Source organism: Nioella sediminis (genome assembly GCF_001879695.1).
In the GTDB taxonomy this organism is placed as follows: Bacteria; Pseudomonadota; Alphaproteobacteria; order Rhodobacterales; family Rhodobacteraceae; genus Nioella; species Nioella sediminis.
This window is the reverse complement of the sequence record NZ_MNBL01000085.1, coordinates 1-22,117: the sequence shown is the minus strand read 5'-3', so window position 1 is coordinate 22,117 and position 22,117 is coordinate 1. Positions and strand designations below refer to the sequence as shown.

The window sequence follows — 22,117 nt, the reverse complement described above, 5'->3', positions numbered from 1 at the left end:
ATCGTGATGGCGATTTTCGGCGGCTTCGGGGTGGTCTGAGATGGCACAGCGTTATGGCGGACAGTTCAGCCCCGATCCGGACTCGACCGAGGTTCAGGCCCCACAGACCCGGCCGCTTGAGGCCAGCTTTCGTGGCCGCAGCCCGGCGCGTTATGGCGCGCGGATCAACATCCTGTTCCTGCTGCCGCTGCTGGTCTTCCTGACTGTCTTCTTCCAGCCGGTGACCGAGATGATCACCGATTTCGCTGGCGCCGCCGTGCTGCTGCTGGCCGCGTGGCTGCTGCGCGACGGGGTGCGGGCAGAGGATGCCTTTAACGAACGCAAGGTCGCCCGCCGACCGGCGATCCCGCGCAAGATCTTCGCTTCGGTCCTGACCGGCGCGGGCGTTGGACTGCTGATCTTTGGTGGCCAGTGGACGGTGCTGAATGCCGGGCTTGTCGGCACGCTTGCCGGTGCGCTGCATCTCTTCTCCTTCGGGCTCGATCCGCTGAAAGACAAGGGGCTGGAAGGGGTTGACCAGTTCCAGACCGACCGGGTGGCGCGCAAGATCGAAGAGGCCGAGGCGCTGCTGGCAGGCATGTCCGACGCGATCCGCCGGGCCGGAGACCGCCAGCTTGAATCCCGTGTGGAGGCGTTTCAGGCCACCGCCCGCGACATGTTCCGCACGGTCGAGGAGGACCCCCGCGACCTGACCCAGGCCCGCAAATATCTGGGCGTCTACCTGACCGGGGCCCGCGACGCGACGGTGAAGTTTGCCGATCTCTATGCCCGCGACCGCGACCCGTCTGTCCGCGCCGATTACGTCACCCTGCTGGATGACCTCGAAACCAATTTCGCGGCCCGCACCAAGCGCATGCTGGTGACGGACCGCAGCGATCTCGACGTTGAAATCGACGTGCTGCGGGACCGCCTGAACCGTGATAATCTGCATATTGAGACATAAGGACCAAAAACAATGAGTGACCAGATCCGCCAACAGGCCGAAGCTGCCGCGCAGCTTGTCGATGAAATCAACGCCGTGGTTCTGCCCGAACCTTCGACAGAACTGGTGCCGCTGGCCGACGCGCCCGCCCCGACCGCCGAAGAGATTCGCACGCGGATGGCCGAGCTCGACATGACCGATACCAACTCGATCGTCACCTTCGGGTCGAACGCTCAGGCAGAGCTGCAAACGATCAGCCAGGCCATGCTGGAAGGCGTGAAGAACAAGGATGTCGGCCCGGCAGGCGATAGCTTGCGCGAAATCGTCGGCACCATTCGCGGGTTCTCTGTCGATGAACTGGACCCCAACCGCAAGCGCAGCTGGTGGGAACGGCTCTTTGGGAAGGCCAAGCCGGTCCATGATTTCCTGGCCCGCTACGAAGATGTGCAGGGCCAGATCGACCGCATCACCGACAGCCTGCTGGCGCATGAGCATACACTGATGAAGGACATCAAGTCGCTCGACCTGCTGTATGACAAGACGCTGGCCTTCTATGACGAACTGGCGCTTTACATCGCCGCCGGTGAGGAAAAGCTGAAGGAGCTGGACGAGGAAGTGATCCCGGCGAAAGAGGCCGAAGTGGCCGCCGCGCCGGAAAATGAACAGGTGATGAAGGCGCAGGAACTGCGCGACCTGCGCGCCGCGCGTGACGATCTGGAACGCCGGGTTCATGACCTGAAACTGACCCGCCAGGTCACGATGCAGTCGCTGCCCTCGATCCGTCTGGTTCAGGAAAACGACAAGTCGTTGGTCACCAAGATCAACTCGACCCTCGTCAACACCGTGCCGCTGTGGGAAACGCAGCTGGCGCAGGCGCTGACCATCCAGCGCTCGACCCAGGCCGCTCAGGCCGTGCGCGAGGCCAATGACCTGACTAATGAGCTGCTGACCCAGAACGCCGCCAACCTGCGCGAATCGAACAAGATGGTCCGCGAGGAAATGGAGCGCGGCGTCTTCGACATCGAGGCGGTCAAGCAGGCCAATGCCGATCTGATCGCGACCATCGAGGAAAGCCTCGCCATCGCCGACGAAGGCAAGCGCCGCCGTGCGGCTGCCGAGGAAGAGATGGAGAAGATGGAACGCGACCTGCGCGACACGCTGGCCTCGGCCACGGCGCGGGGCGACGGCACCGGCGACAATGTCGGCACCGCCGTGCCGCGGACCTGATCCAAAACCCGGAGGCGCGAGGCCGTATGCGCAAGGCCCTGTTTCCAGCCCTGATGGTGGCCGCCCTGGCGGTCCTGTCAGGTTGCGAAGAGACGACCCAAACGCCCGCTTCGCGCCCCTCTACTCCCGTTGTCGCACCGCCGTCTTTAGAACCTTCGGAAGAAAGCCTTGCCTATGCGCGCTACTATGCGGGCGTTCAACAGCGGCTTCTGACCCAGGGCCTGCTGCGCACCGATGGCGGCGGGCCGGATACACCCATAGTCGCCCGCAATCTGGTCGCCAATTTCGAACGCATCGCGCTCTATAGCGAATATGCCATTTCCGGCGGCCGTTTCGTGGCGCAACAGACCCCCGCAGAATTGCGCCGGTGGGAGAGGCCCATTCGGCTGCAAGCACATTTCGGCGGCTCGGTGCCCGCGGACATGCGCGACGAGGACCGGGCAGAACTCGCCCGCTATGCCGACCGTCTGGCACGCATCACCGGCCATTCGATCCGCGCGGTGGGTTCGGGTGGCAATTTCCATGTGCTCTATCTCAATCGGGATGAACAGCGCGCAGCGGCCCCCCTTCTGCGCCGGATCATGCCCAATATCAGCGACGCCACGATCCGGGAAATCACCTCTCTGCCCCGCCATGAATTCTGCGCGGTCTATTCGATTTCGAACGCAGATGCGCCCAATGTCTATGTCTCCGCCATTGCCCTCATCCGAACCGAACACCCCGACCTGCAACGCCGGTCCTGCGTGCATGAGGAAGTGGCGCAAGGCCTCGGCCTGCCCAATGACAGCCCCACCGCGCGGCCCTCGATCTTCAACGATGACGAGGAATTCGCGCTGCTCACCACCCATGACGAGATGCTGCTCAGCATGCTCTACAACCCCCGTCTCAGCCCCGGCATGACCCCCGACGAGGCCCGCCCGATCCTGCAAGAGCTTGCAGACGGGCTGGTTGGTGGGCCAAGCTGACCCCCAAGGTCTGATTTTCAACAGGAGGACCAGATGTCCATTTTCGATTTCCTCTCCGGCCAGTTCATTGATGTCATTCACTGGACGGACGACACCCGCGATACGATGGTCTGGCGTTTCGAACGCCACGGCCACGAAATCAAGTACGGCGCCAAGCTGACCGTGCGCGAAGGCCAGACGGCGGTCTTCATCCATGAAGGCCAGCTGGCCGATGTGTTCACCCCGGGCCTCTACATGCTCGAAACGAACAACATGCCGATCATGACGACGCTGCAGCACTGGTCGCATGGCTTCCAGTCACCGTTCAAATCCGAGATCTACTTCGTCAGCACCAACCGGTTCACCGATCTCAAATGGGGCACCAAGAACCCGATCATGCTGCGCGACGCCGATTTCGGGCCGACCCGCATCCGCGCCTATGGCACCTACACCGTCAAGGTAAACGACGCGGGCAAGTTCATGACCGAAATCGTGGGCACCGATGGCGAATTCACCACCGACGAGGTCACTTCGCAGATCCGGAACATCATCGTGCAGGAGTTTTCGCGCGTGATCGGCTCCTCCGGCATCCCGGTGCTGGATATGGCGGGCAATACCGGCGATCTGGGCCGGATCATGGCCGAGGCGATTTCCGGTACCATCGCGCAATACGGGCTGGAACTGCCCGAGCTTTATATCGAGAACATCAGCCTGCCGCCCGCGGTGGAAGAGGCGCTCGACAAGCGCACTTCGATGGGGGTCATTGGCGATCTGAACAAATACACCCAGTTCCAGACCGCCGAGGCCTTGCAGGCCGCCGCGACCTCGCCCGGCAGCGGCGCGTCCGAGGGCATGGGGCTTGGTATGGGCATGGCGATGGCCACCCAGATGGCCAATGCGATGAACCAGGGCGGCCAGCAGCAACAGGCCCCCGCGCAGGGTGGCGGTGCCGCCGTGCCCCCGCCGCCGCCGGTCGAACATGTCTGGCATCTGGCCGAAAACGGCCAGACCACCGGCCCGTTCTCCAAGGCCGATCTGGGCCGCATGGCCAGTGCCGGGCAGCTCAAGCGGGAAACCTATGTCTGGACCGCCGGTCAGGACGGCTGGAAGAAGGCCGAAGACGTGGCAGAGCTGGCGCAGCTCTTCACCGTCATGCCACCCCCCCCGCCGCCGGGCGTCTGATCCCCGGCAGCGACGGAAATCCGGTCCGGCCCCGTGAAAAGGGCCGGACTGTTTGTTTTAGGAGCGCCCATGTCACACGCCCCCGCCTATTCCCGCCTGCAGATCGCGCTGCATTGGCTGATCGCCCTGCTGATCCTCGCGGCTTGGGTCACACATGAGGCCATGGAAGACGCGTTCGAGACCCGTCTTGAAAGCGGCGTCCTGACGCCCAACCCCCATGCGATCCTCGGTCTTGCGGTCTTCGTGCTGGTCCTGATCCGCGTGTTCGTGCGCCACCGTCAGGGCGCGCCGGGCCCGGTGCCGGGCAGTTCCGCCATGGCCGAGGCCGCCGCACTTTGGGGTCACCGGCTGCTCTACCTGCTGATGATCCTGACGCCCATTGGCGGTGCCATCACCTGGTTCGGCGGGATCGAGGCTCTTGGCGAAGGACACGAACTGCTTGGCAATGCACTGATGATCGTGGCACTTGGCCATGCGGTGGTGGCGATCCTGCACCAGCTGGTGCTGAAGGATGGTACCATGACCCGGATGCTGCGCCCACGCGGCTAGTTGCAAACGGCTTATTCCCTTGAATTACGCCCTGCCGCGGTCGAAGATGCGGCAGGACCATAAACCAATTTTCAGAGAGCCATGAGCGATTTGCCCCCCACCCCGCCCGGATCTGACCCCGAGCCGGAGGCCACCGAGCCCGCCGATGCCCTCGCCAACGAGGAACACCGCTTTCCCTGTAACCAATGCGGCTCGGATTTCCGCTTCGACCCGGAAGAGGGCAAGCTGATCTGCGACCATTGCGGCAATGAGCAGGATTTCGAGACCGCCGACCTGCCCGAGATCCGCGAGATGGATTTCGAAACCGCGCTGCGCTCGGGCCTCGACAGCGCCGAGATGGAGGAGATCCGCGTCACCCCCTGCCCCAATTGCGGCGCGCAGGTGGAGTTCAACTCGGACGTCCATTCCACCGAATGCCCCTTCTGCGCCACACCGGTGGTGACCGATACCGGCACCCACAGGCATATCAAGCCCAAGGCCGTTCTGCCCTTCAAGCTGGAAGAACGCGACGCCCACAAGGCCATGACCGCCTGGCTTGGGCGGCTCTGGTTCGCGCCGAACGGGCTCAAGGAATATGCCCGCCAGGGCCGCAGCCTCGACGGCATCTATGTGCCCTACTGGACCTATGACGCCCAAACCGCCAGCCGCTATCAGGGCCAGCGCGGGACGATCTACTACGTGACCCGCACGGTGATGCGCGAGGGCAAGCCGACACAGGTCCGGGAACAGAAAATCCGCTGGACCAATGTCCGGGGCCGCGTCAGCCGCTTCTTCGACGATATCCTGATCCTCGGCTCGCGCTCGCTGCCGAAAAGCTACACCGACAATCTCAAGCCCTGGAACCTGAGCGAGCTGGAGCCCTATCAGCCCCATTACCTCGCTGGCTTCATGGCCGAGGGCTACACAGTCGATGTGGAAGAAGGGTTCGAGGAAGCGCGCGACATCATGGATGCGCAGATCCGCCGCGACATCAATGCCGATATTGGCGGAGACCGGCAGCGCATCAGCCATGTGAACACGGATGTGTCCGAGATCACCTTCAAACATGTGCTGCTGCCGGTCTGGATGGCCGCCTATAAATACAAGGGCCAAAGCTATCGCTTCGTGGTCAATGGCCAGACCGGCAAGGTACAGGGCGAACGGCCGTGGTCCGCGATCAAGATCGCCATTGCCGTCGTCATCGGCGCGGCGCTGGCCGCAGGGGCGGCCTATCTCTACATGATGACTCAGCAATGAGCGACGCCGAGGCGCTGACCCGCATTCTGGACGCCCGGTATTCCTGCCGGGCGTTCCGGTCTGATCCCCTGCCGCGCGACCTGATCGAAGAGATCGTGAGCGACGCGCAAAAGGTCGCCAGCTGGTGCAACGCACAGCCCTGGCATTTGGTGGTGACGAGCGCCGAGGAGACCGACCGCCTGCGCGCAGCACTGGCCGAGGATATGACAACGGCCAGCCACACGCCCGACATCCCCTTCCCGGACCGCTATTCCGGCATCTACAAGGAACGTCGGTCGACCTGCGGCTGGCAGCTATACGGGGCTGTAGGCGTGCAGAAGGGCGACCGCGAGGGATCGCATCGGCAGATGATGGAGAACTTCCGCTTCTTCGGCGCGCCGCATCTGGCGGTCCTGACCTCGGAGGCAGAGCTTGGCCCTTACGGGCTTGTCGATTGCGGCGGCTTCCTGACCGCCCTGACCCTGGCGGCCACCGCGCGCGGCGTCGCCACCATCCCGCAGGCGGCGCTGGCGAGCTACGCGCCCTTCCTGCACCGGTTCTTTGACCTGCCCGAGAACCGCACCATCGTCTGCGTGGTCAGCATGGGCCGGGCGGATGAGGACCACCCGGCCAACAGCTTCCGCACCACGCGCGCAGGCCTTGACGAAACACTCCGCTGGCAAGGCTAGGCGCGGCCAACGTCCTTGCAAGGACGTTATAAGGGGCTTGCAAGCCCCTTCCCCGCGCCCGACCTCAGCCTTTGCGCACCTCGATCCGCTTGGTCTCGGGGCTGGCGGGCGCAGATTTCGCCACCGACACCGTCAAAACCCCATCCTTCAGATCGGCACTCACAGCCCCCTCATCCGCGTCGGGCGGCAGCCGGAAACTGCGGGAAAACGCCCCATATTGCCGTTCGCTGAAATACCAGGTCTCGCCCTTTTCCTCGCGGCTCGACCTCTTCTCGCCCTTCACGGTCAACACCCCGTCATGGACGCTCACATCGATGTCCTTGTCCTCGACGCCGGGCAGTTCCACCACGATCCTGTAACTGGCCTCATCCACAGCCGCCTCTGACGCCGGCGCAAACCAGTCGGCCACTTGCCGACCCATTGTGCGGAAAGGCTCGAAAACCGAAGGCCATCCGCCGGATGTATGCGATTTCTCAACCATAGCGATCCTCCTTGATGCGCGGCAGATCACGCCTCTGCCTGCGTCCCGGAGTCTCTCCCATCCCGCTTGGATTCGCCTTGATTCCGGTCAAGAAACCCGCACTCTCCCCCGGATCAGCGAAAGGACCCAACATGCGCGCCCTCATCCAACGCATCAGCGAAGCCGCCGTCCGCGTCGACGGAGAAATCATCGGCCAGTCCGGCCCCGGCCTGCTGATCCTCGTCTGCGCGATGCAGGGCGATGGCGAGGCGCAGGCGGAAACGCTCGCCACCAAGATCTCGAAACTCAGGATCTTCACCGACGAGGCGGGCAAGATGAACCGCTCAATCCTCGACATGGGTGGCTCGGCCCTCGTGGTCAGCCAGTTCACGCTGGCCGCCGACACCTCGCGCGGCAACCGCCCCGGCTTCTCCACCGCTGCCCCACCGGCAGAGGGCGACCGGCTCTACCAGCATTTCGCGGCGCATCTGGCAGGGCTCGGCATCCCGACCGAAACCGGCCAGTTCGGGGCCGATATGAAGGTCTCGCTCATCAATGACGGGCCGGTCACGATCTGGATCGACACCGAGGGCAACTGACCCCCTACCCTTCTGATTGGCCCAAATACCCCCACCGGAGGCATCCCGCCCAACCAGCCCGCGCAAGCGACAGGACCGGCAAACCTGACCCACCCGATATTCCGCGGCAGCGCGGCCCGGCGAGGCCTCCGCCATCCGGGGGCAGGTTGAGCCGGGCCGCTCCCCGTCGCTCAGATCACCCCGTCGCGCGCCAGCCGCTCCAGCTCTGCCGCATCCAGCCCAAGCGCCCCGAAGACCTCCGCCGCATCGGCCCCAAGCGCGGGCGGCCCCTTCGCCACCTCGGGCGCGGCCCCGTCCAGTTTCACGCCCGGTCGCAGGACCCGTACCGGCCGGTCCACGCCCGGCACATCCTCGAATGAGGCCACCAGCCCCCGGTCGGCCACCTGGGGGTGTGCCAGCGCCTCGGGCACCGACAGAACCGCCCCGGCGGGCACGCCCAAGGCGTTCAGTTCCCGCGCCCAGTCCCGCGCGGGCTTCGCTTCCAGCCGCGCCTCGATGAGCGACCGAAGCGCATAGCGGTTTCGCTTGCGATCCTCCCGCGTGGCGTAGTCGGGATCGTCCAGCAGCGCCTCCAGCCCAAGATGCCGTGCCAGCAATTCCCACTGCTCATCCTTGTTGGCGGCGATGTTCACCAGCCCGCCCTTGCAGCGGAAGGCGCCCGAGGGTGCGGAGGTGGTGTTCTCATTGCCATGGGCGCCGGGTTCCACCCCCGCGACCAGGTAGTTCGACACCGCCCACCCCATCGTGGCCAGCACCGCCTCCAGCATCGACACGTCGATGACGCAGCCCCGTTCAGGCGCGTTCAGGGCGGACGCAATCGCCATCGCCGCCGTCAGCCCGCCGATCGTGTCGGCAATCGGATAGCCCACGCGGAGGGGTGCGCTGCCCGCGTCGCCGGTGATCGACATGACACCCGACACCCCCTGCACGATCTGGTCATAGGCCGGGCGGTCGACCCAGGGCCCATCCTGCCCGAAGCCCGAAATCGCGCAGTAGACAAGCCGGGGGTTTTCGGCCCGCAACACGTCAGGCCCCACACCCAGACGGTCCATCACGCCGGGGCGGAAATTCTCCACCAGCACATCCGCGCCCCGCACCAGCGCCTTCAAAAGCGCAACCCCGCGCGGATGTTTCAGGTTCAGCGTCACCGATTTCTTCCCGGCATTCTGCGCCAGAAAGGACACGCCCATGCCCTTGGCGTTCAGCGCCGGATCGGCCCCCAACTGCCGCGCCAGATCGCCTCGCCCCGGCGCCTCCACCTTGATCACCTCGGCCCCCATATGGGCCAGTTGGTGGCAGGCGAAGGGACCGGCCAGCACATTGGTCAGGTCCAGCACACGAATCCCGGCAAGGGGCTTGGGGGCGGTCATGTCTCGGGCTCCGATCTGGGCAGAAAGGCGGGGACGAGGAACGTCAGCAGCAGGATGCGGAATGCGTGGTGGAAGGCCACGAAAGCCGGGTCGGCATCCAGCATCACCGACATCGCTGCCATGGTCTCCAACCCGCCGGGGGCATAGGCAATCAGCAAGTTGGTGACAGGCAGGCCCAAGGCCCAGTGCATGGACAGCGCCGCCCCAACGGTGGCGATCAGCGCCAGTGTCGTCAGCACCGCCGCCGCGCCCGAGGCCCGCCGGAGCTGAGCCAGCGAGATGCCTGAAAAACGGGTGCCGATCAAAGTGCCCATGATGGCAAATCCGGGGATCGTCACCCATCCGGGAACCAGCCCCGGGGTTGCTCCGGTGCCGTGACTGACCGCCGAGACGATGAAACCGCCCATCAGGAAGGCCGCCGGCATGTTCAGGCGTTTCAGCACTGCGCCAAGCGCCGCGGCCAGCACCATGATCACCCCAAGTGGCACCAGCGACATGACCGCGTCGGGTCGCGTTGACATGCTCAGATCCACATCGGTCAGCAGGGCCACAGCCAGCGGCACCAGCAATGTCAGGATGAGCACCCGCAGGGACTGCGCCACGGTGATGGTCGAAAGCTCCGATTTGGTATCTGCGGACAGGGACAGGATATAGCTCAGATGTCCGGGCGTCGCCGCCAGGAGGGCCGATATGCGGTCGAACTCAAACCAGCGCTGCAAGAGCGTGGCACCACCCAGAAAAATGACCAGAAGCGCCGAGGCAAGCGCCGCGAGGCTGAGGGGCCATTGCGCTGCGGCGGCCAGGATCTCGGGGTTCACGCCAGCCCCCATGGACGTGCCGATGACCAGGAAGCAGCCGTCCCTCAGCGGCAGCGGCACCCGCGTGCGCAGGCCCAAGACACCCGCCAGCGTCACCAGCGCGGCAGGCCCGGTCAGGTAGGGGGCGGGAACATGCAGCAAGACCGCGACCATCGCACCAATAGCGCCCACGGCCAGCGTGGTGGCGAGCGTTGCGGGATCTGGGGGCAGCCAGGTGTTCATACCCATGTGATACGCCTGAGGAGGGGCCGCGCAAAGAGGATGAGACTGGCGTTGCGCATCGTGCAACGGATTTCAAGAGCACTTGACGGGAAAGAAAAAGAAGATGCCCGGTCCGGGGGAGGACCGGGCATCATGGCACCGAACTAAGGACGGGGGGTGTTCAGCGCCGGGAAAGCAGCCGTCAGACGGAAAACAAGTGGCTGCGATATTGGAAAATGATTTCGTCATCACCACTGATCGCCTGGCCATAACAAGCGGGCAGCGGTTGCCAGAAATCCAAGGCAATCGGGGAAGGAACGCGTTTCACACTGACCGAGACAAATGTCAGCATGCACTTGAGAAATCGTGACACGTTGTGCTCCCTCACCTGCAGCGCAGAATATCTGCGCGATACAGGGATAGGTCGGGGGGCGCGTCGACTTGGTTCAAAGTTTTTTCTGTTTTTTTCGATCCGCGCGCCGAACTGGCGGGCCACGTACAAAAAAAGGCCCGCACTCTTGAAGAATACGGGCCGGAAAGGTGCCGATCGGGACAGAAAAGCTGGATCGGTCAGACGAGGGACAAGCCCGTGGCAGGTGACGGTGGCCACGGGAACACCGATGGTTCAGCCCTGAATGGCGCGGCGGAAATTGGTCAGCCGGGCGCGGGAAGCAGGCGCGGTGTCGCGGGTGGGCACGGCCACCAGGTCACGCTGCGACCCGGCTGCAATGCTACGGACCCGAAGATGATCGCCCGCGATGGCGCGGCGGGCGGCAGAGGAAAAGGGGGCAAGAAAACGGGTCATGGCTCGGGTCCTGTTCGCTGTGGCATCCGGCGGGAAAAACCGCCCTTATACCTGTTGGTCGGACGGTGGCCGACCTCGGTTCAAAATCCCATCCCGATTGCGCTGTGACAAAAGCCGGAAACGCAAGAAACCGGCCTGCAACAGGCCGGTTCCCCAAGGATCACTCTTGCAAAATGCGGTTTCAGCAGCCGCCGCGCACAAGACCCCAACCGAACTCGGAATCGAAGCCATCAGGCCCAAGATCCACCGCCGAGCCGCGCAGGCGGTCACGGATCTGGGTCAGGCTCAACCCGCCGCCAGCCCCCAGCCGGGCCGCCAGTGCGGTGACGATGGGGGCGGCATAGGAGGTGCCGGAGGCATAGTTGCCGCCGCGCGAGGAGGCGACGTAGAGGTCGACACCGGGGGCCGAGAACTCGATATGGTCGCCGTAATTGGCATCGCGATACCGGCGGAAAGCGGCGTCCACGGCGGTTACGGCGATGACCGAGGGGTGCGCCGCCGGATGGGCCGCCCGTTCGCGCCCGTCATTGCCCGCAGCGGCGATCATGATCGCACCGCGCGCGGCGGCACTGTCCAGCACAGCCGTCAGCACAGTGTTTTCCGGCCCCGCGAAGGACATGTTGATCAGCCGCACATCCTGTTGCAGCAGCCATTCGATGGCGGTGGCAATGCGTTCGATATCCGCACCGACGTCACCGCGCGTCTCCGTGAAGGCCGACACGGCGTACAGCGCGGCACCGGGGGCAAAGCCGCCAAGCGCGCCGGACGGGTCCTGCCCCACGATCAGCGCCGCCACGGCGGTTCCATGATTGCCCGCAGGCGGGCGTTCCCCATCGCCGAGGAAGCTCTGCGTCACGATCTGCGCCCCGGCCAGTGCCGGATGGTCGGGGTCAACCGGCCCGTCGATAAGTCCGATCGACCGGCGCCCCACCGGGCAGGCCCCGGGGGAGGCATCCCCAATCATGTCGGCGGCGTAAACGCGGGGGCGGGCTTGCGACAGCTCATAGATATGGTGACGCCCCACCTGGGTATTCGGGGCCACATCGTCGAGAATCATGTTGGCCCGGCGCACACCAAGGCGCAGGCGGAAATCGTAGATGGCAATGCGGATGCCGAGCAGAGGCAGATCACGATAGCGCAACAGTTGCGCCCCGGCGTCGGTCAGGCCATTCCGAGAGGCGTCGAACTCCGAAATCGGACCACTGACGATGTATTCGGGCAGACCCGATGGGGATGTCACCACGCGAGGCTGTGCCGAATGGTCGGCATCCACCCGTTCATCTTCATGATCATATCCGTCTTGGTAATCGTCGGGGTAGCACGGCCCGTCACACTCTCCGGGGCTGGTCGGTCCCCCGGTTGCCGGGTCGGTGGGTTCGATCTGGGCTTGCGCAGCCCCCACCTGAAGCATGAGCAGAAAAGCTGCGGCGACTAGGATGATCAGACGAAACATAAGCAGGGCCTTCGAAAGGGACTATTGCACGTCCTCGACAATAGCCGAAGCCGACAGCGCTGCAAATGCGGCATCCGAGGTTTCTGCGTCGATCAGGCCAAGCCCGTAGATGCCAAGCGCCGAAGGGCCGGAAACGATCTCCAGACCGGCCTGAAGCAGAAGGGCACGCATCTCGGCCTCGGTGGCGTCAGGGGCGAAGACCACGGTGAAATCGGCATCCGCACCGCCGCTGGCAAGGGTAAACCCTGCGGGTTCGGCGCTGTCCATGGGCGCGGTGGAGGGTCCGAATTGCGGCAGGTTGAACCCGATACCCACGGCCAGCACCACGGCGGCGGCGACCTGCCAGATACGCAGGCGCATCAGCGGCACCACGTTATCATTGGCGGCGACAGGCGCGGCCACACGGGTTTCGGCATCGACATCGCGCATCAGCCGGGCAAGCCCGAAATCCCCGGGGCTGGCGACCTCTTCGGCCCGCATCGTGGCGCGGATGGCGGTCAGCGCCGCCAGTTCGGCGCGCAGGTCGGCATCCTCGGCCAGGGCCGCGTCCACGGCGGCCAGATCGGCGCCGTCTAGGGTTCCGTTCGCCCGGAAGGGCAGCAATTCGTGAATATCCTGGTAGGTCATGCCACACCCCTTTCCACGCGGCCAGACAGGCAGCGCATCAACAGTTTCTTGGCATGGAAGATACGGGTCTTGATCGTGCCCTCGGGCACCCCCGCGACCTCGGCGATCTCGCCATAGGTCATGTCCTGGTAGAACGCGAGCGTGATCGCCGAACGGTGATCGTCCTTCAGCGTCTCCAGGCAATGCCTCACATGCTCGGCCTCCTGGCCGGCTGCGAGGCAGGTCTCCTGATCGGGGCCGTCATCTGCCATGTCCGGTGTTTCATCGGTCAGGTCCATACGGCCGCGCTTGCGCATCGCGTCGATGCTCTTTCGGTAGGCTATGCCCATAATCCAGGTCTGCACCTTCGATCTCCCTTCAAAGCGGCCGGCGGAACGCCAGACATCCATGAACACTTCATGGAGTATGTCGCTCGCCTCGTGGGGATCGTTCAATCTGGACACGATAAACTTGTAGACGGGCCGTTCGAGCGCACGGTAAAGCGCCGCCAAGGCCTGCTTGTCGCCCTGCGCGATCTGCTCGATCAGGAACTTGTGGTCTGCACTCATGTCTAAAGGCCCGTCCTGCCTACAAGAGTCAGACTTAACCGGTTTGGCTGGCCGCGCCAAGTGGGGCTGAGGTCAGGTTTCCCCGACAATGGTGCCGTTTGACGGAAGACCCGAGCCGCGAAAGGTTTGGCGAAGGCAGATCGATCAAGACCACGTGGCAGTTGAGGCGGCCACAGGTTTTCCGTCTTGTCATCTGCAAGATCCGGACATCAGAGCCGAGCAGACACGGCCTCGATCCGCTCCAGCAGAGGCCGGGGCTGAACAAGTGGCGTCGCCATCTCGAACCACTTGTCAGATCTCCCGCAACGCCATGGGGAATGCGCGGCGGGGGCGGTGACGCCGGATCACCCGCGTTCGACAGAAGGTAGCTTTTATGGCCTCCACGAATCCGGCCGCGCGCTTGGAGCACAGGGGCATGTTTCCTGCCGGCGCATCTTCCCGTGTGATCGGAGGGTGGTACCGCCTCCCCGGCTTGAACGGGGGACCTCTGGATCCACAATCCAGCGCTCTAACCAACTGAGCTAAGGCGGCACTGGCGGGGTGGATAGCCCCCGTTGCGCCGGAATGCAAGCCTCTCTGTCATGTCAATTTCAGCTTCCATGTCTGTTCTTCCAGCCGCTGCCCGAACGAGGTGACGGGATGACTGTCGGTGCAGGTGAACCCGGCCCTTTCATAGAGCGCGCAGGCGGCCCTGTGGCTGGCATGGGTCCAGAGCACCATCTCGCGGTAGCCCTTGTCGCGGGCATAGGCGATGCAGGCATTGAGCAGCCGCTTGCCAAGCCCCCTGCCCCGTGCCGCCGGGGTCAGCAGGAAAAGCCGCAGCTTGGCCTGCCCCGGTTCTGGCCCCCTGACACAGAAGATCGAGCCGAGCCGTTCGTCCCCGTCCCAGGCGATCCAGGCACGTTCGCAAGCGGGGTCGCGATTGCGCATATAGGCAGCAAGAATTTCGGCAACCAAGGGCTCGAAACTGGCATCGAACCCTTCCTCGCGGGCATAGAGCTCCGCATGTTGCTGGATCAGCCAGCCGGCATCGCCGATGGCCAGATCTTTCAGGATGACCTCGTCCGACATGCAATTTCCCCTTTGTGGACGCCGTCCGCTTCCAGTATTTTGCCTTGTATCGTCATGGGCAAGGGTCTAGGCCGCTCGCCAGCCCCCATTTATGGGGAAAACCGGTTTCTCGGAGGATATCATGGGCATCGACAGCGAAAGCGACATCGCCGCCAATCTGCAGATCGGCCCCACCACCCTGGGCATGGTCCGCATCTATATCGAGGCCGATGGCGTCGACTTGCCGCTGGACTTCGACCCCGAGGAAGCGCTGGAGATCGCCGAGGAACTGCGCGTCGCGGCGGAAACCATCCGCAAGGGCGTCAAGGGCTGATCCCTTGCCCCGCGGCATCCCCGCTTGATGGCCTGTCATACGAGGGGCGCTGCCCCTCGCGCTCCCCGGAGTATCTTGGCCAAAAAGAAGGGGAGCGGACAGTTTTAGTCAAATGCTGCCCGGTTTGGGGTCGCGGTATCCGTGCAGACGCTGCGCGGCGGTGCGGGCGAATTTCTGCGTCAGCACCTTGCGCCGGGCGGGGGCCAGTTTGGTCTCGGGCCCAAAGCGCAGGATTTCCGCGTCATAGGCATCGGCGATGATCAGTCCGGTACCCTCTGGCAGCAGATCGGTCGGAAATTCCTGGTCCACCGCCCAGAAATACCGGTCGCACCATTCCAGGTAGCCATCCCATTTCGAATCGGATGTGAAGTCGACGCGGCTCGATTTGCACTCGATCACCCAGATTTCCCCTTTAGGGCCGAGCGCCATGACATCCACCCGCTTGCCCCGCTCCGGCACAAACTCCTCCAGGCTGGCGAAATCATGCTGGCGCAGATGACGGCAGACGCCCCGGGCCAGCAACTGGCCGGGCATAAGATCGGGAAGGAGAGCGTCGTTTGCCATGCTGCCAGATTGGAACAATTCAAGAACAAATGCAATTGTTCGTATTAGCCTTGCCGGACCCGGGCACAGCGCCTATTTGGGGGGTTGGCGGGTTCTGCCCTTCTCGTATCGGGTAATATTCCGGTGGCCTTAAGCAAATCCGAGGGAGCTGGCTCTGTGCGGGCCGTGGTCCGTTTACCTGGCGCCCACCTGTATATACAGGTCCTCGGGAATTGAATTCCCAACGGTTGTGGTGGTCCCGTCACCTTTGAGAGATCAAGGCCCGAGGCGCATGCTTCGGGCCTTCTTTCTTGTGGGGGGCTAGTGGTCGGTGACGCGAACCGGGATCGCAACCGGATCAGCCACGGGCAGCGCATCGCGCTTGCCGCCGCTTTGGTCGTCATCCTCGTCACCCATGGACATGATCTTGTAGCCGATCTGCGCCGACCCGAAGGTGATGGTGCCGAACACGATCAGCATCAGAACCGCCACCGGCCCTTCTGCCGTGTGGGTCACAAGGTGCCACAGGTTGCCGACATTGAAGGCGAGGATCATCACCGTGAAGGCGACCGAGATCCCGAAGCCGATGAACCCGTGGCGAATGATCATCCTGATATGGTCTGGCATGATGTCCTCCTTGACCTTGTCAAATATGTTAGCACGGCCCGGCCGCTCTGCAACCCGACAGCCTGCGGCAGAGCCGCCCATGGGCCACAATTCGCCCGCCTGAAAAGCGCTTGCCCGCCATGGGGGCAGCGGCCTAGCGTCGTGCCGAAAACGGAGGCAGGGCATGACACAGGCGAAAGACACGGCGCGGGCAGCGGTCAGGGCACGGATGGGCGAGATTTCCCGCTGGACGCGCGACATCTGGGATTTCGGGGAAACCGCGTGGCGCGAATACAAATCCTGCGCCTATTACGTGGACCTTCTGCGGCGCGAAGGCTTCGAGGTCGAGGAAGGCAGCGCCGGCATGCCCACGGCCTTCTGCGCCACATGGTCAAACGGCGACGGGCCGGTGGTCGGAGGCTACGCCGAATATGACGGCATCCCCGGCAACTGCCAGGCGGCGGAACCCCGCAAGGCCCCCCGCCCCGGCCTTAATCCTCATGCGGGCGGTCACACCGACCCGCATTCCGCGCTTGGCATGGGATCGCTCGGCGGCTTCCTCGCGGCCAAGGCGGCGATGGAGGCACATAACATCCCCGGGCGGCTCAAGTTCTTCGGCGAACCGGCGGAAAAGGTCAGGGGGTCGAAACCCATTCACGCGGCGGCGGGCTATTACGACGACCTCGATGCGGCGATCAGCTTCCACCCGTTCTACATGGCGCCGCTCTGCAACACCGTCAGGTGGGACACGCATTGCGGCGTGGGCTACGGCGTCATCTACGAATTCACCTGCGACGCGCCGGAAACCTGGATGGCGGGCGAGGATGCCTCGCCCATCCCCGCCAGCCACGCCGCTGCCCGCGCGCCGGGGGCCACGGATGCCATGGTGCAGATGTATCAATCGGCCAAAGCCCTGCGCGAACATGTGATGGCGCCGGGGCAAAGCTGGTCGATGAACGAAACGATCCTGAGCCACGGGCAGGCTACCGCCGATAACATCCCGGCGCAGATCGCGCAGATCATGTACTTCATCCGTATCAGCGAGGTCAGCGAGGCCGAGCACATCATCCGCGGACTCGATCATTTCGCCGAGGCTGCGGCACGGCTCTGCCACTGTTCGTGGCGGCGGCACTGGGTGGCCAAATCGCGCCCCGGCCTGCCCAACCACGCCATGGCCCGCGCGACCTATGCCAACCTGGAAGCGGTCGGCGCGCCGGTCTGGGGGGAGGAGGCGGCAGAGTTTGCCCGCGCGATCCAAAGCGAGCTGAGGCTGGACCCCATGGCCGACCCGTTCCTGCCGATGATCTCCAAGCTGACCCCGCCGGAAGAGGCCGAGCGGCAGCTCAGGCTGAACCTGCCGCCCTCGCAACGCCACTTCACCTCGGATGACTACACCGAATATTGCTGGCACGCGCCCACGGTGCGGCTCTATATCGGGCGCCCGGCGCTCGCCGCACCCGAGGGCTTCGCCTACCCGGCCTGGGCGATGAACGCGCTTGGTGGCCACCCGGCAACGATCGACCCGATGACCGAGGTCGCGGCGCAGGTCATCGCCATGACCACGCTCGACTGCCTCACCGACCTGGGCCTGTTGGAAACGGCACAGGCCGAGTTCCGCCAGCGCACCGCCCAAGAGCATATTCCGCCGCTCTGCGACTACGCCCCGCCGCTTCATTTCCGCTGGCCGGAATACATCACGACAGCGCGGGGCGAGGACTGGGTGATCCCATCCGGGGCATGAAGAATTTTCCAGAAAATTCTTCCGAAATCCAAATTTTTCTGGAAAAATTTGAAGACCGGAAAACTCTTCTGGAAGAGTTTTCCGGCTCAGAACGCCTCGGGCTTCGCTTCCCGCGCCATGTGGTCAAGAACGGCATTCACGAATTTCGGCTCGCGCCCTTCGGGGAAGAAGGCGCGGGCGACGTCCACGAACTCGGTAATCACCACCTTGGGCGGGGTGTTCGAGTCCAGCAGCTCCGCCCCCGCAGCGCGGAACAGGGCCCGGATCGTCGGGTCGATACGCGCAATCGGCCATTTCGCGACCAGCGCCCGGTCGGTCATCTGGTCGATCTTGGCCTGCCAGTTCACCGCGTCATCCAGCAGCTTGGTAAAAAGATCGGGATCGGCCTCGGCCAGCTCCTCGCCCGCCACTTCCTGACCAAAGCGAAAATCGAAAAACTCGCGGCGCACCTTCTCCACCGTCTGCCCCGCGGCTTCCATCTGAAACAGCGCCTGCACCGCATAAAGCCGGGCGGCCGATTTCATCTGGCGCTTTTCGTCCTTCGTGGGGCCCTTTTGGGTGGTCATGCGCGGTTTGGTCCTTTTGCATCGCCGGCAATCAGCATCTCGCTGCCCGCCGGTTTGAATCCGATGCCGCCTTTAGGCGCTGCGAACTTCCGCGTCAACGCGATAAGGTGGAGCGCCGCCGCAGCAGCCCCGCCGCCCTTGTTCTGATCGGTGGGATCGGCGCGCACTTCCGCCTGTTTGCGGTTCTCCACGGTGAGGATACCGTTGCCGATACAGGCCCCTTCCAGCCCCAGAAGCTGGATCGCGCGGGAACTGTCATTGCAGACCGTGTCGTAATGGGTCGTCTCGCCCCGGATCACGCAGCCGATGGCCACGAACCCGTCGAAATTGGCCTGCCGATAGGCAATGCGGATCGCCGTGGGAACCTCCAGCGCGCCGGGCACTTCGATGATTTCGTGCGTAGCGCCCGCCTCTTCCAGCGTGGCTAGCGCCCCCGCCACCATGTTGTCGGCGATATCCTTGTAATAGGGCGCGACGACGATCAGCACCTTCACCGGCTTGTCGAAAGCGGGCAGCGGCAGCGTGTAGTGGGATTCGGAACCAGCCATAGTGTCAGCCTTTCATGATCGGGCGCGTGCCCACGATGGAAAGCCCGAAGGCGTCGAGACCCAGATAACGGGTCGAGGGCGAGTCGGTCAGAAGGATCAGCTCGTGCAGGCCCATCTTGGACAGGATCTGTGCGCCCAAACCGGTGCGCTTGATGGTGCGGGGGCCGTGTTCATCTTCTGCCGCAAAAGCTTCCTTGCGAGGCGCCCGGATCAGGCAGATCGCCCCCCGGCCCTCTTCGGCGATGATCCGCATGGCGGTCGGCAGCTCTGCGGTCGGCTTCGGACCCAGACCCAACAGATCCGCCCCGGCCTGCAGCGCGTGGGTTCGGATCAGAACCGGCTCATCGGTGGTAATATCGCCTTTCACCAGCACCACATGTTCAACGCCATGGGTCTGATCGGTGAAAATCCGCATTTCCCATTCGCCGCCAAACTCGGACGTCACCGTATCGCGCGCAGTCTCAACGACCAGGTTGTCGCTGCGCGAGCGATAGGTGATGAGGTCCGAGATCGTGCCGATCTTCAGCCCGTGTTTCCCCGCATATTCCACCAGATCAGGCAGCCGCGCCATGGTGCCGTCTTCCTTCATGATCTCGCAGATCACCGAAGACGGGTAATGCCCCGCCAGCCGCGCCACGTCGCAACCAGCCTCTGTATGACCCGCGCGCACCAGCACCCCCCCACGCCGCGCGCGCAGCGGGAAGACATGGCCCGGCGTGGCGATATCGGCGGCGGTGCATTGCGGGTCGATGGCGGTCTTCACGGTCAGCGCCCGGTCGGCGGCGGAAATCCCGGTCGACACGCCCTCCCGCGCCTCGATCGAGACCGTAAAGGCCGTCTCGTGGCGCGAGGAATTGTTCACAGCCATCATCGGCAGACCCAGTTCCTCGACCCGCTCCGCAGGCAGGGTCAGACAGATCAGCCCGCGCCCATGGGTGGCCATGAAGTTAATCGCATCGGCGGTCGCGAAATTGGCGGGGATCACCAGATCGCCCTCGTTCTCGCGGTCCTCGTGATCGACGAGGATGAACATGCGGCCCTGGCGGGCTTCCTCGATAATCTCCTCGATGGGGGAGATCGCATTCTTGTAGTCGGTCTCGACGGGCCCGGGGGTCTCGAATGTCATTGTGGTCCCTTTGCACCTTGGCTTGGGCAGGGGATACCGCAGCCCGTCCCCCGATACCAGTGAAGACCCGTCTAAACAGGTGCTGGACACGACGTCACTGCGCAGCCTAGCCTCCGCAAAACCGCACAGGAAAGGCCCGCGATGCGCTTCTCTCGCATGATCACCGCTGTTGAGGCCCATGCCGAGGGCGAACCGGGCCGCGTCATCACCGGGGGCTTGCCACCGATTCCCGGCCAATCGGTCTTTGAAAAGATGCAGTGGATGCAGGCCCATGCCGACGAGATCCGCCTTCTGATGCTGCGCGAGCCGCGCGGCAACCCGGCGCTGTGCTGCAACGCTATTGTGGAACCCTGCGACCCGGCGGCGGATGCCGGTTTCATCATCATGGAACAGACAGAATACCCGCCCATGTCCGGGTCCAACACCATCTGCACCGTGACCGTCCTGCTGGAAACCGGCATCCTGCCGATGATCGAACCGGTGACCGAGCTGACACTCGAGGCCCCGGCGGGGCTGATCCGGGTCCGTGCCGAGTGCAGGGACGGAAAGGTCACCCGCGTCACCTTCCGCAACGTGCCCTCCTTCGCCCTGCATCTGGATGCGAAGATCGAGGTTGAAGGCCACGGGGTCGCCCATGTCGATGTGGCCTGGGGCGGCATGTTCTATGTCATCGCCGACGCCGCCCAGTTCGGTCTGGACCTCACCCCGGAAAACGGCGCAGAAATGGTCCGCCTGTGCGAGGCCCTGCGGCGCGCCGCCGCCGCGCAACTGCCCGTCACCCACCCCGACAATCCCGCCATCACCGGCCCCACGATCTCGCAACTGACCGGCCCCGCGCAGCAGCCCGGCAACCACGGGCGCAGCGCGGTGACCGTCTCGAACAGCGTCTCGGCCCCGCCAAGCCCAATGTCGCTTCCCGGCGCGCTCGACCGGTCCCCCTGCGGCACCGGGACCAGCGCCAAACTGGCCTGTCTGCACGCGCGCGGGATGCTGGAAGCGGGGGTGGACTACATCAACGAAGGCCCCATCGGCACAACCTTCACCGCCAGGATCGAGGGTCTGACCCAGGTCGGCCCCTACCCCGCCATCATTCCCAGCATCGCAGGGCAGGCGTGGATCTATGGCACCAGCCAATACATGCTCGACCCGACAGACCCGTTTCCGCAGGGTTACCGCGTGGGCGACATCTGGGGCTGACGCACAGATCCCCTGCGCCAGTCGGCATTTGGCTTTGGCCGCGTTTGGGCTACCATCCCTCAAACAGAAGGGGAGATTTCACCATGCGCAAGCTACAGGTTCAGGGCGTTCACCACATCACGTTGACCGGCGCCGACCGGCAGACCTCAATTGATTTCTGGGAAGGGGTGCTCGGCATGCCCTTCATCTTCGACCAGCCCAATCTGGACAATCCGCGCGAAGGGCATCTCTATTTCGATCCCGGCGACGGGCGGCTCATCACCATCTTCACCAACGAAGACCGCACACCCGATCCGCGCCGCACCCCCACGGAACCGGGCTGCGTCCATCACATCGCCTTCAATGTCAGCAAGGCCGTCTTCAGCCAATGCGTGACCCGGCTCGATGAACGCGGGATCAGCCATTCCGGCCCCAAGGATCGCGGCTTCATGGATTCGATCTATTTCAAGGATCCGATGGGGCTGATGATCGAGCTGGCCTGCTACCGCTTCGAGCCGCCCGTGGGCTGCACCCATGCCGATGTGATGATTGAGGCGCACCGGATGCGCGTCGCGGCGGGCGACTACAACATTCAGGAAAAACATCTCGCCGATGCGATCGAGCTTCTGGTCGAACGCCGCCAGCAGACCCTGTCCACCGACCGTTCCCCGAAGAATCCCTACTGAGTTTCTTCTTGGCGCCAAATACTCCCGCCGGAGGCACGCAACGGTGCCCCCGGCGGATCATGCAATCTGCACTACTCCCTCACCACCCATCCGTGGCAACGCGGCCCGAGGAGGGCCCCGGAGGGGCCTGAC

At 64.2% G+C, this 22,117-nt stretch carries 26 protein-coding genes and 1 tRNA gene; 12 read left to right on the top strand and 15 right to left on the bottom strand.

What is annotated here, in order from left to right; all coding sequences use genetic code 11:
- Window positions 1–40 precede the first annotated feature (40 nt).
- The 7 genes from BKY26_RS11650 to BKY26_RS11620 all read left to right on the top strand — a co-directional run bounded on the left by BKY26_RS11650 (window position 41) and on the right by BKY26_RS11620 (window position 6,728).
- Window positions 41–943 carry a 5-bromo-4-chloroindolyl phosphate hydrolysis family protein gene (locus BKY26_RS11650; RefSeq protein WP_071690564.1) on the top strand — a complete coding sequence of 301 codons (903 nt, stop codon included), beginning with the start codon at window positions 41–43 and terminating at the stop codon, window positions 941–943.
- A 12-nt stretch (window positions 944–955) separates the two neighbouring features.
- Window positions 956–2,149 (top strand): toxic anion resistance protein, encoded by a 1,194-nt coding sequence (locus tag BKY26_RS11645; RefSeq protein WP_071690563.1) that lies wholly within the window; start codon window positions 956–958, stop codon window positions 2,147–2,149.
- A gap of 26 nt (window positions 2,150–2,175) precedes the next feature.
- Entirely contained in the window at window positions 2,176–3,114 is a 939-nt protein-coding gene (locus tag BKY26_RS11640) for a DUF2927 domain-containing protein (RefSeq protein WP_071690562.1), read from the top strand.
- A gap of 33 nt (window positions 3,115–3,147) precedes the next feature.
- Window positions 3,148–4,275 (top strand): SPFH domain-containing protein, encoded by a 1,128-nt coding sequence (locus tag BKY26_RS11635; protein WP_071690561.1) that lies wholly within the window; start codon window positions 3,148–3,150, stop codon window positions 4,273–4,275.
- Window positions 4,276–4,344: 69 nt separating this feature from the next.
- On the top strand, window positions 4,345–4,824 hold the full coding sequence (locus BKY26_RS11630) for a cytochrome b (protein ID WP_071690560.1): 480 nt from the start codon (window positions 4,345–4,347) through the stop codon (window positions 4,822–4,824).
- 81 nt (window positions 4,825–4,905) lie between these two features.
- Window positions 4,906–6,060 (top strand): TFIIB-type zinc finger domain-containing protein, encoded by a 1,155-nt coding sequence (locus BKY26_RS11625; RefSeq protein ID WP_071690559.1) that lies wholly within the window; start codon window positions 4,906–4,908, stop codon window positions 6,058–6,060.
- A complete protein-coding gene (locus BKY26_RS11620) occupies window positions 6,057–6,728 on the top strand; it encodes a nitroreductase (protein WP_071690558.1) in 672 nt (223 codons plus the stop codon). Before BKY26_RS11625 ends, BKY26_RS11620 begins: the two co-directional genes overlap by 4 nt.
- A 64-nt stretch (window positions 6,729–6,792) precedes the next feature.
- Here the strand turns inward: BKY26_RS11620 and BKY26_RS11615 are convergent, their stop codons facing one another.
- On the bottom strand, window positions 6,793–7,209 hold the full coding sequence (locus BKY26_RS11615; RefSeq protein ID WP_071690557.1) for an Hsp20/alpha crystallin family protein: 417 nt from the start codon (window positions 7,207–7,209) through the stop codon (window positions 6,793–6,795).
- Between the two features lie 131 nt (window positions 7,210–7,340).
- On the opposite strand from BKY26_RS11615, the gene dtd reads away from it, so the two are divergent.
- Window positions 7,341–7,787 (top strand): D-aminoacyl-tRNA deacylase, encoded by a 447-nt coding sequence (gene dtd, locus BKY26_RS11610; protein WP_071690556.1) that lies wholly within the window; start codon window positions 7,341–7,343, stop codon window positions 7,785–7,787.
- 170 nt (window positions 7,788–7,957) lie between these two features.
- Here dtd and BKY26_RS11605 read toward each other — a convergent pair whose 3' ends face one another.
- The 9 genes from BKY26_RS11605 to BKY26_RS11570 all read right to left on the bottom strand — a co-directional run bounded on the left by BKY26_RS11605 (window position 7,958) and on the right by BKY26_RS11570 (window position 14,680).
- Window positions 7,958–9,157, bottom strand: coding sequence for a CaiB/BaiF CoA transferase family protein (locus BKY26_RS11605; RefSeq protein WP_071690555.1), 1,200 nt, complete (start codon window positions 9,155–9,157; stop codon window positions 7,958–7,960).
- Window positions 9,154–10,203: an AbrB family transcriptional regulator gene (locus BKY26_RS11600; RefSeq protein WP_083431424.1), complete on the bottom strand. Its 1,050-nt coding sequence runs from the start codon at window positions 10,201–10,203 to the stop codon at window positions 9,154–9,156. The genes BKY26_RS11605 and BKY26_RS11600 overlap by 4 nt, the downstream gene beginning before the upstream one ends.
- Window positions 10,204–10,378: 175 nt before the next feature.
- On the bottom strand, window positions 10,379–10,786 hold the full coding sequence (locus BKY26_RS20015) for a hypothetical protein (protein ID WP_131541844.1): 408 nt from the start codon (window positions 10,784–10,786) through the stop codon (window positions 10,379–10,381).
- 15 nt (window positions 10,787–10,801) lie between these two features.
- Complete coding sequence (locus BKY26_RS11595) at window positions 10,802–10,981, bottom strand: hypothetical protein (RefSeq protein WP_071690554.1); 180 nt, start codon at window positions 10,979–10,981, stop codon at window positions 10,802–10,804.
- Window positions 10,982–11,162: 181 nt separating this feature from the next.
- Entirely contained in the window at window positions 11,163–12,434 is a 1,272-nt protein-coding gene (locus BKY26_RS11590; RefSeq protein ID WP_071690553.1) for a S8 family serine peptidase, read from the bottom strand.
- A 21-nt stretch (window positions 12,435–12,455) separates the two neighbouring features.
- On the bottom strand, window positions 12,456–13,061 hold the full coding sequence (locus tag BKY26_RS11585) for a hypothetical protein (protein WP_071690552.1): 606 nt from the start codon (window positions 13,059–13,061) through the stop codon (window positions 12,456–12,458).
- Window positions 13,058–13,609 (bottom strand): RNA polymerase sigma factor, encoded by a 552-nt coding sequence (locus tag BKY26_RS11580; RefSeq protein WP_071690551.1) that lies wholly within the window; start codon window positions 13,607–13,609, stop codon window positions 13,058–13,060. Before BKY26_RS11580 ends, BKY26_RS11585 begins: the two co-directional genes overlap by 4 nt.
- Window positions 13,610–14,063: 454 nt before the next feature.
- Window positions 14,064–14,140 (bottom strand) — tRNA-His (locus BKY26_RS11575).
- Between the two features lie 48 nt (window positions 14,141–14,188).
- Window positions 14,189–14,680, bottom strand: coding sequence for a GNAT family N-acetyltransferase (locus tag BKY26_RS11570; protein WP_071690550.1), 492 nt, complete (start codon window positions 14,678–14,680; stop codon window positions 14,189–14,191).
- A 121-nt stretch (window positions 14,681–14,801) separates the two neighbouring features.
- Between BKY26_RS11570 and BKY26_RS11565 the strand changes: the two genes are divergently transcribed.
- Complete coding sequence (locus tag BKY26_RS11565; RefSeq protein WP_071690575.1) at window positions 14,802–14,993, top strand: DUF6324 family protein; 192 nt, start codon at window positions 14,802–14,804, stop codon at window positions 14,991–14,993.
- A gap of 108 nt (window positions 14,994–15,101) precedes the next feature.
- Here the strand turns inward: BKY26_RS11565 and BKY26_RS11560 are convergent, their stop codons facing one another.
- Together BKY26_RS11560 and BKY26_RS11555 are read right to left on the bottom strand one after the other, a co-directional pair.
- Window positions 15,102–15,557, bottom strand: coding sequence for an MmcB family DNA repair protein (locus tag BKY26_RS11560; protein ID WP_071690574.1), 456 nt, complete (start codon window positions 15,555–15,557; stop codon window positions 15,102–15,104).
- A gap of 300 nt (window positions 15,558–15,857) precedes the next feature.
- Complete coding sequence (locus BKY26_RS11555; protein WP_071690549.1) at window positions 15,858–16,163, bottom strand: hypothetical protein; 306 nt, start codon at window positions 16,161–16,163, stop codon at window positions 15,858–15,860.
- Between the two features lie 163 nt (window positions 16,164–16,326).
- On the opposite strand from BKY26_RS11555, the gene BKY26_RS11550 reads away from it, so the two are divergent.
- The gene (locus BKY26_RS11550) at window positions 16,327–17,883 is read left to right on the top strand and encodes a zinc-binding metallopeptidase family protein (protein ID WP_071690548.1); all 1,557 of its coding nucleotides are present in this window, start codon (window positions 16,327–16,329) and stop codon (window positions 17,881–17,883) included.
- A gap of 86 nt (window positions 17,884–17,969) precedes the next feature.
- Here the strand turns inward: BKY26_RS11550 and nusB are convergent, their stop codons facing one another.
- The 3 genes from nusB to ribB are packed head-to-tail and all read right to left on the bottom strand — an operon-like array spanning window position 17,970 to window position 20,123.
- Window positions 17,970–18,449, bottom strand: coding sequence for a transcription antitermination factor NusB (nusB, locus tag BKY26_RS11545; protein WP_071690547.1), 480 nt, complete (start codon window positions 18,447–18,449; stop codon window positions 17,970–17,972).
- Window positions 18,446–18,997: a 6,7-dimethyl-8-ribityllumazine synthase gene (locus tag BKY26_RS11540; RefSeq protein ID WP_071690546.1), complete on the bottom strand. Its 552-nt coding sequence runs from the start codon at window positions 18,995–18,997 to the stop codon at window positions 18,446–18,448. Before BKY26_RS11540 ends, nusB begins: the two co-directional genes overlap by 4 nt.
- 4 nt (window positions 18,998–19,001) lie before the next feature.
- Complete coding sequence (gene ribB / locus BKY26_RS11535; protein WP_071690545.1) at window positions 19,002–20,123, bottom strand: 3,4-dihydroxy-2-butanone-4-phosphate synthase; 1,122 nt, start codon at window positions 20,121–20,123, stop codon at window positions 19,002–19,004.
- Between the two features lie 141 nt (window positions 20,124–20,264).
- Between ribB and BKY26_RS11530 the strand changes: the two genes are divergently transcribed.
- Together BKY26_RS11530 and BKY26_RS11525 are read left to right on the top strand one after the other, a co-directional pair.
- Window positions 20,265–21,320, top strand: coding sequence for a proline racemase family protein (locus BKY26_RS11530; protein ID WP_071690544.1), 1,056 nt, complete (start codon window positions 20,265–20,267; stop codon window positions 21,318–21,320).
- 83 nt (window positions 21,321–21,403) lie between these two features.
- A complete protein-coding gene (locus tag BKY26_RS11525) occupies window positions 21,404–21,985 on the top strand; it encodes a VOC family protein (protein WP_071690543.1) in 582 nt (193 codons plus the stop codon).
- The last annotated feature ends 132 nt before the right edge of the window (window positions 21,986–22,117 follow it).

What these genes read in the sequence shown, in the direction of transcription:
- BKY26_RS11650 (WP_071690564.1), top strand. Translation starts at nt 41, where the DNA reads ATGGCACAGCGTTATGGCGGACAGTTCAGCCCCGATCCGGACTCGACC.
- BKY26_RS11645 (WP_071690563.1), top strand. Translation starts at nt 956, where the DNA reads ATGAGTGACCAGATCCGCCAACAGGCCGAAGCTGCCGCGCAGCTTGTC.
- BKY26_RS11640 (WP_071690562.1), top strand. Translation starts at nt 2,176, where the DNA reads ATGCGCAAGGCCCTGTTTCCAGCCCTGATGGTGGCCGCCCTGGCGGTC.
- BKY26_RS11635 (WP_071690561.1), top strand. Translation starts at nt 3,148, where the DNA reads ATGTCCATTTTCGATTTCCTCTCCGGCCAGTTCATTGATGTCATTCAC.
- BKY26_RS11630 (WP_071690560.1), top strand. Translation starts at nt 4,345, where the DNA reads ATGTCACACGCCCCCGCCTATTCCCGCCTGCAGATCGCGCTGCATTGG.
- BKY26_RS11625 (WP_071690559.1), top strand. Translation starts at nt 4,906, where the DNA reads ATGAGCGATTTGCCCCCCACCCCGCCCGGATCTGACCCCGAGCCGGAG.
- BKY26_RS11620 (WP_071690558.1), top strand. Translation starts at nt 6,057, where the DNA reads ATGAGCGACGCCGAGGCGCTGACCCGCATTCTGGACGCCCGGTATTCC.
- BKY26_RS11615 (WP_071690557.1), bottom strand. Translation starts at nt 7,209, where the DNA reads ATGGTTGAGAAATCGCATACATCCGGCGGATGGCCTTCGGTTTTCGAG.
- dtd (WP_071690556.1), top strand. Translation starts at nt 7,341, where the DNA reads ATGCGCGCCCTCATCCAACGCATCAGCGAAGCCGCCGTCCGCGTCGAC.
- BKY26_RS11605 (WP_071690555.1), bottom strand. Translation starts at nt 9,157, where the DNA reads ATGACCGCCCCCAAGCCCCTTGCCGGGATTCGTGTGCTGGACCTGACC.
- BKY26_RS11600 (WP_083431424.1), bottom strand. Translation starts at nt 10,203, where the DNA reads ATGGGTATGAACACCTGGCTGCCCCCAGATCCCGCAACGCTCGCCACC.
- BKY26_RS11595 (WP_071690554.1), bottom strand. Translation starts at nt 10,981, where the DNA reads ATGACCCGTTTTCTTGCCCCCTTTTCCTCTGCCGCCCGCCGCGCCATC.
- BKY26_RS11590 (WP_071690553.1), bottom strand. Translation starts at nt 12,434, where the DNA reads ATGTTTCGTCTGATCATCCTAGTCGCCGCAGCTTTTCTGCTCATGCTT.
- BKY26_RS11585 (WP_071690552.1), bottom strand. Translation starts at nt 13,061, where the DNA reads ATGACCTACCAGGATATTCACGAATTGCTGCCCTTCCGGGCGAACGGA.
- BKY26_RS11580 (WP_071690551.1), bottom strand. Translation starts at nt 13,609, where the DNA reads ATGAGTGCAGACCACAAGTTCCTGATCGAGCAGATCGCGCAGGGCGAC.
- BKY26_RS11570 (WP_071690550.1), bottom strand. Translation starts at nt 14,680, where the DNA reads ATGTCGGACGAGGTCATCCTGAAAGATCTGGCCATCGGCGATGCCGGC.
- BKY26_RS11565 (WP_071690575.1), top strand. Translation starts at nt 14,802, where the DNA reads ATGGGCATCGACAGCGAAAGCGACATCGCCGCCAATCTGCAGATCGGC.
- BKY26_RS11560 (WP_071690574.1), bottom strand. Translation starts at nt 15,557, where the DNA reads ATGGCAAACGACGCTCTCCTTCCCGATCTTATGCCCGGCCAGTTGCTG.
- BKY26_RS11555 (WP_071690549.1), bottom strand. Translation starts at nt 16,163, where the DNA reads ATGCCAGACCATATCAGGATGATCATTCGCCACGGGTTCATCGGCTTC.
- BKY26_RS11550 (WP_071690548.1), top strand. Translation starts at nt 16,327, where the DNA reads ATGACACAGGCGAAAGACACGGCGCGGGCAGCGGTCAGGGCACGGATG.
- nusB (WP_071690547.1), bottom strand. Translation starts at nt 18,449, where the DNA reads ATGACCACCCAAAAGGGCCCCACGAAGGACGAAAAGCGCCAGATGAAA.
- BKY26_RS11540 (WP_071690546.1), bottom strand. Translation starts at nt 18,997, where the DNA reads ATGGCTGGTTCCGAATCCCACTACACGCTGCCGCTGCCCGCTTTCGAC.
- ribB (WP_071690545.1), bottom strand. Translation starts at nt 20,123, where the DNA reads ATGACATTCGAGACCCCCGGGCCCGTCGAGACCGACTACAAGAATGCG.
- BKY26_RS11530 (WP_071690544.1), top strand. Translation starts at nt 20,265, where the DNA reads ATGCGCTTCTCTCGCATGATCACCGCTGTTGAGGCCCATGCCGAGGGC.
- BKY26_RS11525 (WP_071690543.1), top strand. Translation starts at nt 21,404, where the DNA reads ATGCGCAAGCTACAGGTTCAGGGCGTTCACCACATCACGTTGACCGGC.